11 protein-coding genes and 1 pseudogene are annotated in these 17,186 nt (G+C 43.9%); 5 read left to right on the top strand and 7 right to left on the bottom strand.

Going from position 1 to position 17,186, the window contains the following annotated elements:
- The first annotated feature begins 251 nt into the window (after positions 1-251).
- Positions 252-3,026: a phosphoenolpyruvate carboxylase gene (gene ppc, locus M0N77_RS05150; RefSeq protein WP_353104134.1), complete on the top strand. Its 2,775-nt coding sequence runs from the start codon at positions 252-254 to the stop codon at positions 3,024-3,026.
- 767 nt (positions 3,027-3,793) lie between these two features.
- Here the strand turns inward: ppc and M0N77_RS05145 are convergent.
- A complete protein-coding gene (locus tag M0N77_RS05145; protein WP_353104132.1) occupies positions 3,794-4,309 on the bottom strand; it encodes a hypothetical protein in 516 nt (171 codons plus the stop codon).
- Positions 4,310-4,493: 184 nt separating this feature from the next.
- On the opposite strand from M0N77_RS05145, the gene M0N77_RS05140 reads away from it, so the two are divergent.
- Positions 4,494-5,132, top strand: a complete 639-nt coding sequence (locus tag M0N77_RS05140; RefSeq protein ID WP_353104130.1) for a hypothetical protein — start codon at positions 4,494-4,496, stop codon at positions 5,130-5,132.
- Positions 5,133-5,254: 122 nt separating this feature from the next.
- Here the strand turns inward: M0N77_RS05140 and M0N77_RS05135 are convergent, their stop codons facing one another.
- From M0N77_RS05135 to nhaC, 4 genes are all read right to left on the bottom strand, one after another.
- Positions 5,255-5,998 carry a M90 family metallopeptidase gene (locus M0N77_RS05135; protein WP_353104128.1) on the bottom strand — a complete coding sequence of 248 codons (744 nt, stop codon included), beginning with the start codon at positions 5,996-5,998 and terminating at the stop codon, positions 5,255-5,257.
- A 54-nt stretch (positions 5,999-6,052) separates the two neighbouring features.
- Positions 6,053-6,253, bottom strand: a complete 201-nt coding sequence (locus tag M0N77_RS05130) for a hypothetical protein (protein WP_353104126.1) — start codon at positions 6,251-6,253, stop codon at positions 6,053-6,055.
- Positions 6,244-7,047 (bottom strand): hypothetical protein, encoded by an 804-nt coding sequence (locus tag M0N77_RS05125; protein ID WP_353104124.1) that lies wholly within the window; start codon positions 7,045-7,047, stop codon positions 6,244-6,246. Before M0N77_RS05125 ends, M0N77_RS05130 begins: the two co-directional genes overlap by 10 nt.
- Positions 7,048-7,190: 143 nt before the next feature.
- Positions 7,191-8,660, bottom strand: a complete 1,470-nt coding sequence (gene nhaC / locus M0N77_RS05120) for a Na+/H+ antiporter NhaC (RefSeq protein WP_353104122.1) — start codon at positions 8,658-8,660, stop codon at positions 7,191-7,193.
- 380 nt (positions 8,661-9,040) lie between these two features.
- Between nhaC and M0N77_RS05115 the strand changes: the two genes are divergently transcribed.
- Genes M0N77_RS05115 through M0N77_RS05105 form a run of 3 tightly spaced genes read left to right on the top strand, consistent with a single transcriptional unit; the run spans position 9,041 to position 12,984 of the window.
- Complete coding sequence (locus M0N77_RS05115; protein ID WP_353104120.1) at positions 9,041-11,350, top strand: circularly permuted type 2 ATP-grasp protein; 2,310 nt, start codon at positions 9,041-9,043, stop codon at positions 11,348-11,350.
- A gap of 59 nt (positions 11,351-11,409) precedes the next feature.
- Complete coding sequence (locus M0N77_RS05110; RefSeq protein WP_353104118.1) at positions 11,410-12,195, top strand: transglutaminase family protein; 786 nt, start codon at positions 11,410-11,412, stop codon at positions 12,193-12,195.
- A 48-nt stretch (positions 12,196-12,243) separates the two neighbouring features.
- Entirely contained in the window at positions 12,244-12,984 is a 741-nt protein-coding gene (locus M0N77_RS05105; RefSeq protein WP_353104117.1) for a peptidase, read from the top strand.
- A gap of 25 nt (positions 12,985-13,009) precedes the next feature.
- On the opposite strand, the gene uvrA is transcribed toward M0N77_RS05105, so the two are convergent.
- Positions 13,010-15,568: an excinuclease ABC subunit UvrA gene (gene uvrA, locus M0N77_RS05100; RefSeq protein WP_353104115.1), complete on the bottom strand. Its 2,559-nt coding sequence runs from the start codon at positions 15,566-15,568 to the stop codon at positions 13,010-13,012.
- A 196-nt stretch (positions 15,569-15,764) separates the two neighbouring features.
- A pseudogene (locus M0N77_RS13190) lies at positions 15,765-16,960 on the bottom strand (MFS transporter).
- Between the last annotated feature and the right edge of the window lie 226 nt (positions 16,961-17,186).

Genomic DNA, 17,186 nt, shown 5'->3' with positions numbered 1-17,186 from the left:
GTCATCAATCGTAATAATGAAACTCATAATATTGTTGGCTGACTAGGGATAGACAGATATACCATTACAGGAATGGCTGACCCAGTATCACCAAAAAATAAATGATTAATACATAAAGCTGACAACGTCTTGGCTGATGAGAAGCGAGAGCTTCGAGATCCACATAAACAGGTTAAATGGCTTACACCATAGAAAACCTACATTTAAGACCGCACGACTATATTTGAATGAATTTGATCAGGAGATCAAGGATGACTATTGATAACGACGTACTACGTGAACGCATCAGCTTATTAGGCTCATTTCTAGGAGAGGCGATTTCTCGGCAAACGGGCGAACAAACACTCAACACGATTGAAACCCTACGCCAAGGTTTTATCCAGCAACGCCGGGCGCCTAACGCAGCGAACCAGCAACAACTCATCGACTTTATTGCCTCGTTAGACAACCAAACCTTAAAAAATGTCATCCGCAGCTTTTCTATCTATTTCTTCTTAGCCAATCTCAGTGAAGAAAATTACTTACGAGAACAACGTCAAGCCTTGCGTATGCAATCGGAACATAGCTGGGAAGGCTCGTTTCGGCGTACGCTGCTTGAATGTCGTGAGCGCAATATTGAACCCGCCCAAATGCAAGAGCTGATTGAGCAACTAAAATTTATCCCAGTATTCACCGCCCATCCGACTGAAGCGCGTCGCCGTACGACGATGAATCTATTGCAGAGTTTATTCAAGCATAGCGATGCTTTGAATAATCTTCCTGAAAACAGTTTCGCCTATGAGCAAGCGAAAGAACAAACGGCGCAAACCATTGATTTATTATGGTCATCTGATGAAGTACGGACGCGTAAACCTTTAGTCTATGACGAGATCAATAATGGCCTGCATTATTTCAATGCCAGTTTATTCAGCGCCATTCCCAAAGTTTACCGTAATATTAAAGACGCCATTGTTGATATCTATCCTGAGCTAACAGACTATCCCTTACCGGCGTTCATGAGCTTTGGTTCTTGGATCGGTGGTGACAGAGATGGCAATCCCTTTGTCACTCATGACACCACAGAAATGGCCGTATTGATGCATGCCAATACCGTCTTGCGTCACTATCAAGTGTTGATCAAAAAATTGCGTCGTGAACTGATTCACAGCGATACAATTGTCGCTATCGAACCTGACGTGTATACAAAAATTGAAAGTTATCGTGAGCTCGACAGACGAGTCTTTGATTACAATACTGACGATTACAACAATGAGCCGTACCGAAGACTGTTATCGATTATTCTTGCCAAAATAAAATCGACTAATAGCCATATTCAAAGCAAAGGTAGTGATAGCGAGGCTGAAAAAGATGCTTACACCAATCCGCAAGAATTGTTAGAAGATTTACGCATCATTCGGAAAAGTGTCAATACTCACGATACGGCACATGGCGAAGGCTTATTACTTGATATGATTCGTTTGGTCAAAACCTGTGGTTTTCATTTGGCAGCGCTCGATATTCGTCAAGAGTCCTCTTATCATAGCGAGGTGATAGCTGATATTTTTGCCAATGCCTCTAATCTGCCAGATTATCAAATGCTCACTGAAACTGAGCGCCAAGAATGGCTAACGCGCTTACTTGAAAAGCCCGGTACACCGCTCATTTATACCGATAACTTGAGTGATAAAACACGCGAACAATTGGCTTTGATGAACTCTGTGGCAACCTTACGTAAACTGGTCGGGCAAGATACTTTCGGCAGTTACGTCATATCAATGACCAATAACGCCAGTCAATTATTAGAAGTGTTACTACTCATGCGCTTTGCAGGCTTATGTGCAGTGAATGACGAAGGGCAACTGTCCGCTGACTTACCCGTCGCACCCTTGTTTGAAACCATCGAAGACCTTAAAAATATCGATAAGATTTTACCTGCCGTCTTGGATAATCCGCTTTATCGAGGGTTGCTGCAACACTTAGATAACACGCAAGAAATCATGCTGGGTTACTCAGATTCATCAAAAGATGGCGGTATTATCACCTCTGCATGGCAGCTGTATAGCGCGCAGCAAACCATTAACCGTATCGCTGAGGAATATGGTATCAAAACCCGCTTGTTTCATGGCCGTGGTGGCTCAGTCAGTCGTGGTGGAGGCTCAACCCATAAAGCAATTGCGGCGCAACCTGCCGGTACACTGCATGGGCAAATCAAAGTGACCGAACAAGGCGAAGTTCTTTATGCCAAATATGCCAACACTGATACTGCGGTATTTGAGCTGACCATGGGTATCACTGGCACGCTCAAAGCTTGCTCCTCAAAATTTGTAATACAACCGCCTGAGTTGCCACATTACGAAGCACTCTTTGCGCGTTTAGCAGACGCGGGTGAACAGCATTATCGTCAGCTGACTGACCATACCGAAGGCTTTTATCAATTCTACTCACAAGCGACGCCAGTGGCAGAAATATCTTTATTAAATATTGGTTCACGTCCGTCGCACCGTAATAAAGGCCTACCAAGTAAAACCACTTTGCGTGCCATTCCTTGGGTATTTGGTTGGTCATTAGCGCGCTTTACACTGCCAGCTTGGTATGGCGTTGGCAGTGCACTGCATAGCGTCATCGATGATGAAGCATTAATGAAGGAAATGATTGACTACTGGCCATTTTTTAACGTGTTTATTAGCAATATTGAAATGGCGTTTACTAAGTCTGATATGAGTATTGCTCATGCCTATAGCCAATTATGTGACGATGAGACTTTACGTGAACAGATTATGAAAGCGGTGACTGACGAGCATGAGCTGACTTATTCAGGTTTAAACTCCCTGCTTAATCAGACCTCATTATTGGCGCATCAGCAGAATCTTGCCGCTTCCCTTGAATGGCGAGATGCTTATTTAGATCCAATTAACTATATACAAATCGAGCTGTTAAAACGTGCCAGACAAAAAGATGCTACTGGTAATGACGGTGATCTTGCTGTTGAAGATACTTTAGTACGCAGTATCAATGCTTTAGCAGCAGGTTTGCGCAATACGGGATGATTGCTAGAGAAGTACATTCAGATACCTAAATACATTACTTTACTCTAAGCAACTTAGGAAGGTTGAAGAAGTGTAGGGTTAACTAATTTAGACATTCAGCTATACTAGTAGCTGAATGTCTGTATGAGGAACTTATCTTTATCTTTATAAGAAACGTTATGACAAATGATAATAGATGGAATAAGTCAGTTTTTAGTAGTTCCTTTGAGCTCTAGATTACGGATGCAGATGTGGGTGAGTTTCTATCGTCAGGCTGCCTAACTAAAATATATCAAGTTTGTTTATATAGATTTGACTATAGGGGTCAATAATTTTAGAGGCTAAAGATAAAGATAAAGATCAGAACATGACAATTGCTTTGATAATACTTCAATACAAAGCATGTGGGAATCACCGAATAGCAAGTTGGTGTACTGGCAAGATTTGAACGCATTATTGGTATTAATAAGTACATTGAGCTAAATCAAAAATACACTATAGTCCAAAAATATTTAGGCGTACAAAAACCCCAGGCAGATCGTAAGAACTGTTGAACTATAATAGATAGTGAAGTAGGTCAAAGTAAGAACCGAATAATAAGTTGTAGACTATGTGTTGCTATTGAGCTAGAAGGCATTAAACAGATATCATGAACTCAACACTACACAGCCATCATTTAACATAATATACATTATGCGAAAACAAACCAACGGCTTTTAGAGATTTATATGTAATGATTATTAGTGTCCTAAATTACTAACGCTCAAAGTATCAACGTTTAAGTTAACCTAAAGACAATTAGTGTTCAAAAAATCCTTAAGCGATTGGTTATCGCTAATTATCACATCAGCGACCTGACAAGTATCATCAGCGCACGTCAGCTTATAATAAATATCACTGCCTTGTGCCAAATGGACCTGCACCAAACCCTCAGCGTTTATAGAGATTTGCTTATCCTGCCCATAATCTGGATCTTGCGAGTCCCACATCACATCATGACCGGTACCACAAATCATCTCATGCTGATCAAAATAACTTTGTTCAAGTATCATGGCTTGTTGTAAGTCTTGATCGGCGTAGCTCATAAGTGTTGGAGTTTGCGCATATTGATTAGCAGCATCTTTAGTATACATCTCATTAATAGTTGTCATCTTAAGGCTATCCCATTTAGAGCTATCTGCTTCAATATTAGCAGCGGCAGCTGGAGCCATACGCACGGCCAAAATAGCTATCATCACAAATACAGCCAACACTATAAAGGCTAACACCGTCTCAGTAATGATTTGTTTTGTGGGATATGGCATGATGTTCTCAACAGTTATAGCTAACAATAATAGTTATATTTGATTAATCACAGAGTCTATATTTTAATGATTATATCTTTTTAATAGAATATTACAGCATAGTTGCGCGGTTAGTTTGCAGCTTATTGGTAACTTTTTGGACTCAGTATTGGTCTCCATACTAATTAATGTTAAGGATAGTATTATGAATAAGAGGTTTATGTACGTAGCTATGATAAGTGGTGTTGCCTTATCATTGACGATGACTGGCTGTCATGCTGTAAAAGATAATAATCAAGCCAGCCTAAGCCCTACTGTTGCCCCTCCTAATGTAAAGACAAGCCAGCAAACACTGACTCAGCAAGCGTTACATATCCAAAAAGCTCTAGCTGAGGGTGATTATGCAGCGATAACCGATGATATCCACCCTACTCGCGGTGTGCGTTTTTCGATGTATGCTTATATTCAGCCAAAAGCTGATAAAACCTTTAGCCGTGACCAATATGCCCAGTATCTAAGACAATCAAAAATTCGCTTCACTTGGGGCGAAAAAGACGGCACAGGCGATCTGCTAATTACAACCTTGCCCGACTATCTCCGCCATTGGGTCAATGCTAGCGTGTTCGGTGATAACCCAGCGATAAGCGTCAATAATAGTCAAGCGGTTGGCAATAGTATCAACAACTTAAATAAAATATATCAAAATTCAGATTATGTTGAGTTTTATAAAGATGGCAGCGTAGAATATAGCGGTATGGACTGGCGAGCTATGCGCCTAGTATTCGATGAGTATCAGGGTAAACGCTATCTTGTCGCTATTATCTCTGATCAATGGACGATTTAGATTATGGCTGCAATTTAGCAAAAATTAATAGCTGATAACGGCGGGTTACGCTGCCGCTAACCCACCTTATAACAACTACCCTTTTTGTCTACTAACCCTGTTTATTCATATTTAGTAATTTACTATAGCGGGGTCTGACGAAAGAACTTCACCATAATGTCGTATATATCTGGATAAGCATCAACTAGTTTTTGCGGCGTCTCAAAAAACACCTCGCTGAGTACCGCCAAAAACTCCGCCGGATTGGTGGCGCCGTAGCGATCTAGTCCTGATTTGCGGTGCTTTTGAAAGTCCTCAAAATCGCGGCTCATAATCTTGGTCCAGCGCTCAGGATCCATATCGGGTTGTAGCGGCGGGAACCCATTGGCTTTGCCGTTGAGCATATCGAGCTTATGCACAAACTCATGAATAACCACATTATGACCATCACGCTCGCCTGAATGCTTAGCATCTTTCCATGATAGTATCACCGGTCCGCGCTGCCATGCCTCCCCGCTTCGATGCTGTTGTCCTTCGTGGACAATACCAAATTCATCAACGCTTTTGGTCTCGCTTTTGTACGAGCCTTGATAAATAATAATTGATGACCAGCCAGCGTACCATTCAAGACTTAAATTTAAGATAGGCAAACAAGCTTGTAAGGCGATAGATTGTCTGACAGCGTCAGTAATCTCAAAACCTTGTGCACCTGTGATAGATTTACTGTCCAAAAACAAGGTTGCCAACTCAAATAAGCGTGTCAGCTCATCTTTATCCAACCGATCTAGTATGACAATACGCTCAGCGGCTCGCTGCCAATCCTCTGTGCTAAACTCGCTATTATCAAGCACTCGCTGCTCGCGCCATTCTTTTATTATATTGAACATTTTTTTATCCTTAATGCTGTTATGCAAACAGCAACGAAAACCACAACCGTTTGGCTAGATAGACACGGTTAATAAGTATAAAGCCCCTAAAGTTGTCACAAAGAAGACAATTAATAGCCAACTCACCTTATCAACTTTACCCGGAATCAGATACCAGCCTTCTTGCTTTTCTGGCAAGTTTTGCTCACGATACAGCTGTTTTTGACCTTTAATAGTATAGCGTGATAACTGACTTTGACGGCCATCTAATAGCAAGCTAGCAGCGAAGGCACACCGCTTGAGACTGCATAATTGCCCTCAGCGAAGCGCACATCGGTGACCACATCACGATCCGGAAAAGCCATCACAAAGTCATACTGATGCGCATTTTGAAAGCCTGCTATCCCGCGAGTAGTACCAATGCCACAAGGGCCATACCAATTCATATTTGGATGCCAAAAACGCTCAATCGCCATAGACTCAAGCGTCTTGCCATCGAACTCCATTAGCCCTGCTAGCATGTCGTTGACCAGCTTCAGTGTCGTCTGACCCGCCTCGGCTGCTTGAGGATCATAAAGTATACCGTCTTGCGTGGCAGGGCTTGGCACAAAAGCTTCGCTGCCCAAACTTGCCGGCAGTGGATTGACCCCTGCTTGTGTCATTAGCATCGGAATATCTATCAGTATCTGTGCCTCAACTAGCCCACAGTCATCAACGCGGTACACCTCGCCAAAGCGTAGCGTGGCACGCTTACCTGTCGCCGGAATATCAAGCCAAGGCTGAACAAAGCTCATCTCATAATGACCGGTGATTCCCACCCAAATAGCGCCCTCATCGATGCCTGTGACCATAATGTCATCGCGAAGCGCAATATCAGCGAAGCTATCAAACAGGGGCCGATAGTAGTTTTGAATAGCGCCTGCGCGATCTTGATTATCAAAAGGATACGCTATCTTAAAGCTGGCATCCGCTTGCCAGTATTTAGCCATAACGCTATTGATGTCAGCATTGGGCGCAAACAATGCTTGTCGCCACTCTTGTACTAATGCTTTAGCTTGTTGGATATTCATAGGTTTTCTCTTATATTTTATTAAAATCTAGTGATTATTAGAGAGTAAAGCACTCCCTTTTTATGGAACCTGTTATCTTTTTTTATCTATGGTCTATTTGACTATCTTTGACTATCATTGATTTGATAGTACCTTTGATAGCATCAGCGCTGATTTATAAAATTAGGCTCATTGCTGACATCGACATCTACAAGCTTTTTCACTCCCTTGTTTTTGTTATTATTCCAGACTACCGCTAGACCAAGATAAGTCATCAGCACCGATATTAGCGGACTCAAAAAGCTCATAAAGGCGTATGGCGCAAACTCAAAGCCGCTGATGCCTAATGTCGCTGCAGTAAAAGCGCCAAAAGTCGTCCATGGCATCAAGGGCGCCATCATAAGGCCACCTTCACTGACAATACGAGCTAGCATCGCCCGATTAAGCCCTACTTTATCAAACTGCTTCTTAAATAGCTCACCGTTTAAGATAAAGGATAAATAAGCCTCACCAAAGGCTGCGGTTGAAGCAATAGAGGATGACATCACCAATAAGGTTAGCGAGCCGACGGTTTTGGCTTTATCCACTAAGCCTAAGATCAGCGCTTCCATATAGCCGACTTTACTTAATACCCCTCCTAATGACAACGCCATAAAAGCCACTGAAAAGGTCCACATCATGCTTTGAATGCCGCCGCGATTGAGAATGGGATCGACATAACTAGAACCCGTTTCAATCTTAAATCCTGAATTTAAATACTCTAGTGCTACAGCAATACTGGCATCTTGAAATACCACTGCCACTATTAAACCTGCTATCACCGCAATAGTCATAGACGGTAGCGATGGGAATTTCATAACGTTCAAAGTCAATAAAATAACCATGGGCAGCATGACAATAGGATGTAGATTAAAGCTCTCTGCCAATACGCTGCGTGTCTCATCGATAACGCTCAGATTGGCATCCGCTGAGCCATACTGAATGCCTAAATAGATAAACAGCGCTAAAGTAATAAAAAACGCTGGGGTGATGGTCTGTATCATCGCTTTGATAGTCTCGTACAGATCAGCGCCTGCAGACATAGCCGTCAAGTTAGGCGTATCAGAGACCGGAGACATTTTATCCCCCGTCACCGCGCCTGAGATAATCATCCCAGCGGTGATAGGTAGCGGAATACCTAAGCCTTGACCGATCCCTACTAAGGCAATACCTACCGTGCCAACCGTACCCCAAGAAGTACCTGTTGACAGCGCAGTAATCGCACACAACACAAAGCCGGCTGGCAAAAACACTGTGGGCGAGATAACTCCCAAACCATAGTAAATGATAGCCGGCACCGTGCCTGCCGCCATCCAAGCGGCGATTATCGCGCCGATAGCAATAAAAAACCATAAGCCAAAAGTCGACTCACCAATGCTCTTTTGAATGAGCACCATCAAATCATTAAAGCGATAGCCGAGCCTTCTGGAGATAAGGGTGACAAAGACCATACCTAATAGCAAGCCGACTTGAATGGAGACCGTCTTTAGGATCATCAGACAAAATACCAGACTAAAAACCACGGACAATAAAGCGAGCGCGGCAAGCTTAGCAGAAGGTTTTTGAAACTTTTGCGCGGGTTTATCACTAGTCATCAGCAGCTCTCCTTCGCTATTTTATATGGCGTTTTGACAATAGTCTGACAACTAAGATCACTATGCTGGCATGACGAGCCTCTAATCGTAGCTTGGATAATAAGATGATTTGTATTGAGCATATAGTTTTCTTAGTAGCGTTAGTGAGATATAGGAGGCAGTGAGAAACGAGGTATTTTAACAATATAAAGCTGGCTATAACGGCACGAATTGATTTAAATTTAAAAATAAACGCTTGTTGTGTAATAGCACAAAGACGCGGTATAGTCGTAGTTAGCCTATGATATCGACTGAGTTTGTCTTTATTACTCTCAGTTTGTCGATGATAGCTCGTCTATTTATCATAATTGATCACTTTACCAAGGATGCGTGAGGTATTTATGACGAAACAAGCCCCTCAAAACCAAACTCAATCGCAAAGCCAAAGTCAAACAAAATCGGGCACTAAAGATAAGGCCAAAGCGCCCGCTGAGAAACGGTCTTGTTTTGATGAATTACAAGATGCTAAAGGCAACTATCGCCCCGCTGCGCAAGCCGTTGGCGACTGGCTAGACAACACTAGCATGGATGCGATTAATCATCTCAATGAGCAAGCCGAAAACATCTTTTATCGTAAAGGCGTCACCTTCACCGTTTATAGCGATGCCAAAAATATCGAGCGTATGATCCCCTTTGACATCGTACCGCGTATCATTGCCGCTAGTGAATGGCAAAAAATCGAAAAAGGCTGTCAGCAACGTATCACCGCGCTCAACGCTTTTCTTCATGATATTTATCACGAGCAAGCCATTATGAAATCGGGCATTGTACCTGCCAGCTACGTTTATGCTAGTGGCTGTTATGAGCCGTGGATGATGGGTATCAAGCTTGATAAACCCATCTATTCGCATATCAGCGGAATTGATCTGATCCGTGATGAGGACGGCCGCTTTTGTGTGTTAGAAGATAATTTGCGTACGCCATCAGGCGTCTCGTATATGCTTGAGAGCCGCACTATATCTGAGACCTTATTGTCTGATCTGTTTGCTCATACGCCGGTATTAGGGATTAGCGATTATCCTAAACGCCTAAAAAAATGCCTTGCCAGCTCAACGAGTAAATACGATCCGCAGATTGTCATCTTGACGCCAGGACGCTTTAATAGTGCTTATTATGAGCACGCCTTTTTGGCGCATGAGATGAATGTACCGCTAGTGCATGGCTATGATTTAGTGGTCGAAGATAGCAAAGTCTATATGCAAAGTATTCGCGGTAAAGTACAAGTCGATATTATTTATCGCCGTATTGACGACCCTTATCTCGATCCGCTCGCCTTTCAGTCTCACTCCATACTTGGCGTATCAGGCCTAATGAGCGCTTATCGCGCTGGTAACGTGGTTATCGTAAATGCGCCCGGTACTGGGGTCGCCGATGACAAGAGTCTTTATGCTTTTGTGCCCGATATGATTAAGTTCTATCTAGGCGAGGAGCCGCTACTCCCCAATATCGAGACTTATCAATGCCGTAAGCCTGAGCAATTATCTTATGTGTTAGATAATCTAGATAAGCTAGTGGTTAAAGAAACGCAAGGCTCAGGCGGCTATGGCATGCTGATTGGGCCGACCTCAACTAAGCAAGAGATTAGCGACTATCGCAAGCGCTTACTTGAAAATCCAGCAGGCTTTATCGCGCAGCCAACGATCTCGCTATCGACCAATCCCACAGCGGTCAGCGATGGTATTGCCCCGCGTCATATCGACTTGCGACCCTTTATCCTCAGTCATGGTGATGGCTCAGTGGATATCGTACCAGGCGGCCTGACGCGGGTGGCGATGGTTGAGGGCTCCTTAGTGGTGAACTCCTCACAAGGCGGCGGTATCAAAGACACTTGGGTCGTTGATGACAGTAATTTAGATAGCAACTTAAAAGCTCGTCAGACTGATCATTTAGAAACTTCGAGCACAGACAGTAAAAGCACAGAAAATAGAAATACAGACACTAGCGCCGCTAACCATGCCAGCTACTATAATCGCGTGCAGCCGACCGAAGCGGGTTTTGAGGATCTAGATGATGCGCCAATGATACTACTACTCTCAACCGGTAGCTATCTGATTTGGCTTGGTCGCTATAGTGAACGCCTCTTTTACTATGATGGCCTGATGAAACAGCTGATCAATGGCACTATCAAAAAATCCCAAGCGCAGCACTTAATCAATAATTTAGGCTTTGCCGCGGACCCTAGCGAAGCGCTAAAGGTGATGAAAGCGCAAATGCTCTATGAGCTTGAGCAAAAAGTCATTCCAAGCATCGTACAGTCCATCGAAACCAATGTGCAAGAGGCCAAAGGCGTGATCGGTAAAGACACCGCTGAGCTTTATAACTTGATTAAACGGCTATCCAATGCTGGTACTTATCGCGCGGCAGCTTTGCAGCTCTATGCTTGTAATGCAGCGATGCAGCAAGAGCATCCGACCGTGACTTGCTTTTGGCAGTTAGGCCGCTACTTTGAGCAGTTAGAGCGCGCGGTATTGCTCGATGAAGACACGAGCGAGATTAGTCTACAATTTAAATATTGGATCAATCAGCTCCCTGAAAATACGCGCTGGCGCGAATTGACGCGGCTGACCAATCAGATGATTAAGTCCAAGCAGTTTAGCGACTTTAAGCTTATTAGCCGCGAGTTCAATATTATTTTGCAGCAAGGCGTTTAAGCTAATAATAAACAAAAACTGCCAAATAAAAAGCTCGTATCAAAAAATAAGAGGACATTATGAAATTACAAATAAGTCATCAGACCAACTACTATTATGGCGAGCAAGCGCAGCGTAGTGTGCAGTATATCCGTATGACGCCGATGCAGCTGCCGCACCAAATCATTCACCGCTGGGATGTATTACTGCCTAAAGTCGCGGTCAGTCAAAAAGATGGTTTCGGCAATGATTGGCTGACCCTTAGCCGTAACGAGACTCATGATAATTTGCAAATGCAAGCCTCGGGCATTGTGGAGATTAATACTGATACCGAGCGGCTTGAGGATATGGATAACGTTCCCTACTTGCTGTTTACGGTACAAAGTCCGTTGACTAAGTGCTCAAAAGAGATGCGCGAATTTGCCGCTCCGTTTTTACAAGATGCTAGTTTAGAGAGTCTCAAAAAAATGGCCAATGCGCTGATTATGAAAATGCCATTTGTTAAAGATGTCACCCATGTCGGTACCACTGCGAGCGAGGCCTTTAAGATGGGCGGCGGTGTTTGCCAAGATCATACCCATGTGTTTATAAGCATGCTGCGCGACAGCCAAATTCCAGCGCGTTACGTCTCAGGCTATCTGTATGATGACACTGAAAATCATATGGCAAGCCACGCTTGGGCGGAAGCTTATATAGAGGGCTACTGGTACACTTTTGACATCTCCAACCAAGCCTTTACCCCAAACGCGCACGTCTATGTGGCAGTCGGTCGAGACTACTTGGATACCGCACCAGTACGCGGTGTACGCATGGGCGGCGGCTACGAGAATCTTTACAGTCAAGTGTTAGTCACGCGGTTATCATAACAGGCCAAGTTTCAAAGGTTTTTAGGATAAATTAAACAAGGATAATTTATGACTTATTGCGCCGCTATTCGTCTCAAAGACGGCTTAGTTTTTGCCAGTGACACTCGCACCAATGCCGGCGTCGATCACATCTCAACTTTTCGTAAGCTCTATCAATACGGCGTCGAAGGTGAGCGCTTTATGGTATTACAAACGGCTGGAAGCTTGGCCACCTCGCAAGCGGTATTTAACAAACTACAAACCGATATTGATCAGTGCGTTGAGAGTAATATTAATACGGTTGCGACACTGTTTGATGCCGCGCAAATGGTTGGCGAATGCATGCGTGATGTTATGACTCACGCGCAAAAAGTCGCTAATGATAATAATAGCGGCACTTTTACTAGCTCTTTTTTATTAGGCGGGCAAATAAAAGGACAAAAGCCTGAGCTTTACATGATTTATCCTGAAGGCAACTTTATCAAGGCCACCGCTGATACGCCGTTTTTTCAATTAGGCGAAATTAAATACGGCAAACCTATTCTTGATCGCTCGGTCAGTTATGATACTGATATTAATCATGCTACCCAAGCGCTAATGCTATCATTTGACTCAACCATTCACTCCAACCTGTCAGTGGGCATGCCAATCGACTTTTTGATCTATCAAAACGATAGCTTTACGATGCCAAAAGGCCGCCGTATCGAAGCTGATGATGAGCACTTTAATAAAATTAGCCGCTACTGGGCTAAGGCGCTACGCAATACTTTAGTAGAGCTGCCAAGCTGTCCTGATGATTATTGGGGCTAATTATATTATGAGTAAACTTATAATGCTAATGTAATAAAAAAGGCGCGGTGCGACTAGTCTTCGACTTAGCAACCTCTTTAGGAGCTCCTTGCGCCACTATCATACCGCCTTTATCTCCAGCACCAGGACCCATATCGATAATCCAGTCGCTATTACTAGCCACTTGCATATCGTGCACGACCATAATGACCGTATTGCCTGCATCCACTAAGCCGTTCAATTGCGTCATCAGCTTAGCAACATCTGCCGGGTGCAGACCAGTCGTCGGCTCATCGAGGATATAAAGGGTCTCACCGCGCTGCGTGCGCTGCAATTCAGTAGCAAGCTTAATACGTTGCGCCTCCCCGCCTGATAGCTCAGTCGCCGGTTGACCTAAACGCAGATAGCCTAACCCCACTTGCAATAATGCCTCCAATGCGCGTAGCACAGGCGGCTCATCACAAAAGAACTCGGCCGCTTTTTCAACGGTTAAATCTAATACTTCAGCGATATTTTTATCCTTATAAGTGATAGCAAGGGTCTCCTCATCATAACGCTGACCGTGACAGACTTGGCAGGGTGCGTAAACACTCGGTAAGAATAACAGCTCAACGCTAACAAAGCCTAAACCTTCACAATTAGGGCAACGGCCTTTTACTGTATTAAAGGAGAAGCGTCCAGCGTTAAAGCCTCGCTGTTTTGCCATTGGCGTTTGCGCAAAGAGTTTACGCACATGATCAAATAGTCCGGTATAAGTGGCTAAGTTTGAGCGCGGCGTGCGGCCGATGGCTTTTTGATCGATAGTCACAAGCCGTTTTATACTCTCCATACCAGAGGTAATCTGACCGCCAGTCACGTTCTCTAGCTCTTGCTCGAGTAAATCCGCCTCGCCCGTTGGCGCCTCAACTATTACCTTTTGTCCTAAAGCTTCTTGGACTAGCTCAACTAGTGCCTGACTGACTAAGCTTGACTTGCCAGAGCCTGAGACGCCCGTCACACAAGTCATTACCCCTAGCGGAAATTCGACATCTAGTCCCTCTACGTTATTACGCTGCACGTCTTTAAGCTTGAGCCAAGCCGCTGGCTGGCGAGTGCTTTTCTCATTACTGCTAGCTGTTTTATTCGCGAACAAATACTGCGCGGTGTACGACTGAGGAATATCACGCAGCCCCTCAGTAGGTCCACTATAAATAACTTCACCGCCATGCGTGCCCGCCTCTGGCCCGACATCGACTACCCAATCGGCATGACGGATCACGCTGACATCATGCTCGACCACAAACACTGAGTTACCCGCGGCTATCAGCTCATCTAGCGCACCGAGCAGCGCTTGGGTATCGGCAGGATGCAAGCCAGCAGACGGCTCATCTAGCACATAGACCACACCGAACAATTGCGAGCGAATTTGCGTGGCTAATCTAAGCCGCTGTAGCTCACCAGGAGATAAGGTTGGCGTGGTACGCTCCAATGATAAATAACCCAGACCTAAGCGCGTCAAAGCTTCGACGCGCGCTAATATATCGCTAGCAATCCGCTGCGCGACAATCGCTTTTTCACGATTAGCAGTGTCGCTAGTGGGTTTACTTTTCGCTGTGCTTTCAAGTTTGGATGCCAGCTCAGTTAAGGTTAACTGCGACAGCTCACCGATATCGAAACCTGCAAATTTGACCGATAACGATTCTTTTTTCAGCTTTTTACCATGACAGTCTGGGCACTCGGAGATTTGCATAAATTGTGAAACGCGTTTTTTAGTCAGCGCGCTTTGAGTATTGGCAAACGAGTGCAAGATGAAGTTTTTGGCACCCGTAAAAGTACCCATGTAATTGGGCTTCTCCCCTTTTTCAATCGCCGTGCGGGTTTGCTCGATATTATACTCAGGATACACCGGCACCGTTGGCGTCTCGTCCGTGTACAAAATCCAATCACGAGTTTTTTTGGGCAATTTATACCAAGGAACATCGATATCGTGGCCTAAAGTGGTCAATATCCGGCTCAAGTTTTGACCTTGCCAAGCGCCCGGCCATGAAGCAATCGCGCGCTCACGAATGCTCTTGGTAGCATCAGGCACCATCAAATCTTCAGTCACTTCAAACACTCGGCCTATCCCCGAGCAAGTCGGACAAGCGCCTTCTGGAGTATTGGGCGAAAAGGCATCGGCGTAAAGCATCTCTTGCCCGGCAGGATAGTCCCCTGCTCTTGAGTACAGCATACGCAAACCATTAGAGATGGTAGTGACGCTAGCGACTGAAGAGCGCACCGATGGCGTACCGCGCTGTTGTTGTAGCGCGACCGCTGGCGGCAAACCTTCAATACTATCGACATCAGGCTCATCGACTTGGTCAATCAGACGCCGTGCATAAGGCGACACTGAGTCCAAATAGCGGCGCTGCGACTCGGCAAATAAAGTCCCAAAAGCCAAGGATGATTTACCAGAGCCTGAGATACCCGTAAACACCACTAAGGCATTACGCGGTAGATCGACATCGAGGTTCTTTAGGTTATGAACGCGCGCACCTCTGACTTGGATTTGATTATTAGCATCGTTTAAATTATCACTATTTCTAGAGCTAGCTTTAAGGTACGTTTTATTATTATTAGCAGTCATAGCTTATCCTGTTGAGACTTTATTTTGCCAGTATTCTAACAGCTACTAAGAGTAGTTCGGTCTAGGCTTACGTATTACTTGCATAGAGAGACAAAACAATAACTTTGATAAGGTTCTATCCAAAAATGCTTAGTGGCACATAAATCTAAGGATAAGTCGTATTTATTGCTCAAATTATAAGCAGTTACTGACCGGTTTACCCTACTACCAGCCTTTTTTTGGCAAAAAATACGAACAGCATAAAAAATATCGAGATAGCACTAGAGAAAATAAAAAAGACTAAGTTAGTAGTTAGCCAGCCAAAATAGCTCAATATCGGTGCTGGCAAAAAAGCGCCTAAAGTTGCAAAAAGCGCAATCACGGTCTCATTAATTCCTTGATACTTTAGTCTTTGCACCCCTTGAATATTACTAAGTAGCGTCGAGCCGCCTGAATAAGTAAAATTCCAGCCGACGCCTAAGATAATCAGCCCCATATTAATAAAAATAGTATCAACAAAAAATATAGGCAATAAACAAGACAGGGATATCAGTAAAAAGCCAAAGATGATGGTATTGACGCTATTGATATAGCGGATTAGCCTTGCCACAAAAAAGGAGGGTAAAAACATCGCGAGCACGTGCATCTGAATCGCGTAGGAGGCGTAATCAAAGGACTGGCTTTGTTTCAAAAAAATAGACGAGGCAATCATCATCAGATTCATGATGTAGTAGCCAAAGCGCCGCCTAGTATAGCAATGACAATGATGTATTTTTTGACCGTTATCGTATCTAAAGTGACCGTTTTAGCTTGTTGTATGCGGCTGGCATGATGCGTGTTTGAGCGTTTCCAAAGGTAGATAATAACCAGCAAAATCATAGCTAAAGCGGACAGCGATAAGTAGATTAGCGAATAATCGGGCAGATCTGATATTTTGGCTAGGTTTATGGCTAGTAGCGGCGCGACGATAGCCGCAATAACTCCGCCTGAGATCACCATGGAAGTGGCTTTGGCAGTAAGCTCACTATCTAAAGTGTCGGTCGCGGCAAATCGGTAAAAGTTAGCGGTTGAGATAAACAGCCCTAATAAAAAGTGACTTAGACATAAATACCAAAAATTGTGTTGAGTCAGTGATAAAAATCCAACAATGCCCGATAAAAATAACAAGACAATACCGGCCTTAAAAATCCGGTAGCGACCAAATCTCTCCATTAGTTTTGAGAACCACACGGTACTTAGTAGCACCGCTAAAAACTGCAGGCCATAGGGAATGGTGGCGTAACTCACCGTCGGCGCTAAAGTAAGTCCGACTAAAGCGGCAACTGTCACCGATAACACCGCTGTGGTTAGGTTAATACTTTGTCCGACTAATAAAAAGTAAACGTGGCTTGGTAGTTTATTATTTTTTTGCATATAAAGGATGATTTTGGCAGTAATGAGAAGGAAGTTATAGACGTCTATAACGGTTAGCTCTGGGTAAAACAGACTTTCAATGTTAGTATAGGGACACCATAAAACAGACAATATAAAGCTATTGCTGATTAAAAAGTAGCCCTATAAATTAAAAAAGGAAAAATCATGTCAGATACCAATACTCTAAAGACAAACCCTGTCGATAAAAATAATAACTCAGATAAAT

The sequence above is a fragment of the Psychrobacter sp. AH5 genome, from assembly GCF_040371085.1.
GTDB lineage: Bacteria > Pseudomonadota > Gammaproteobacteria > Pseudomonadales > Moraxellaceae > Psychrobacter.
Note: the sequence above shows the minus strand (reverse complement) of the source record. Positions and strands in the feature narration are given on the sequence as shown.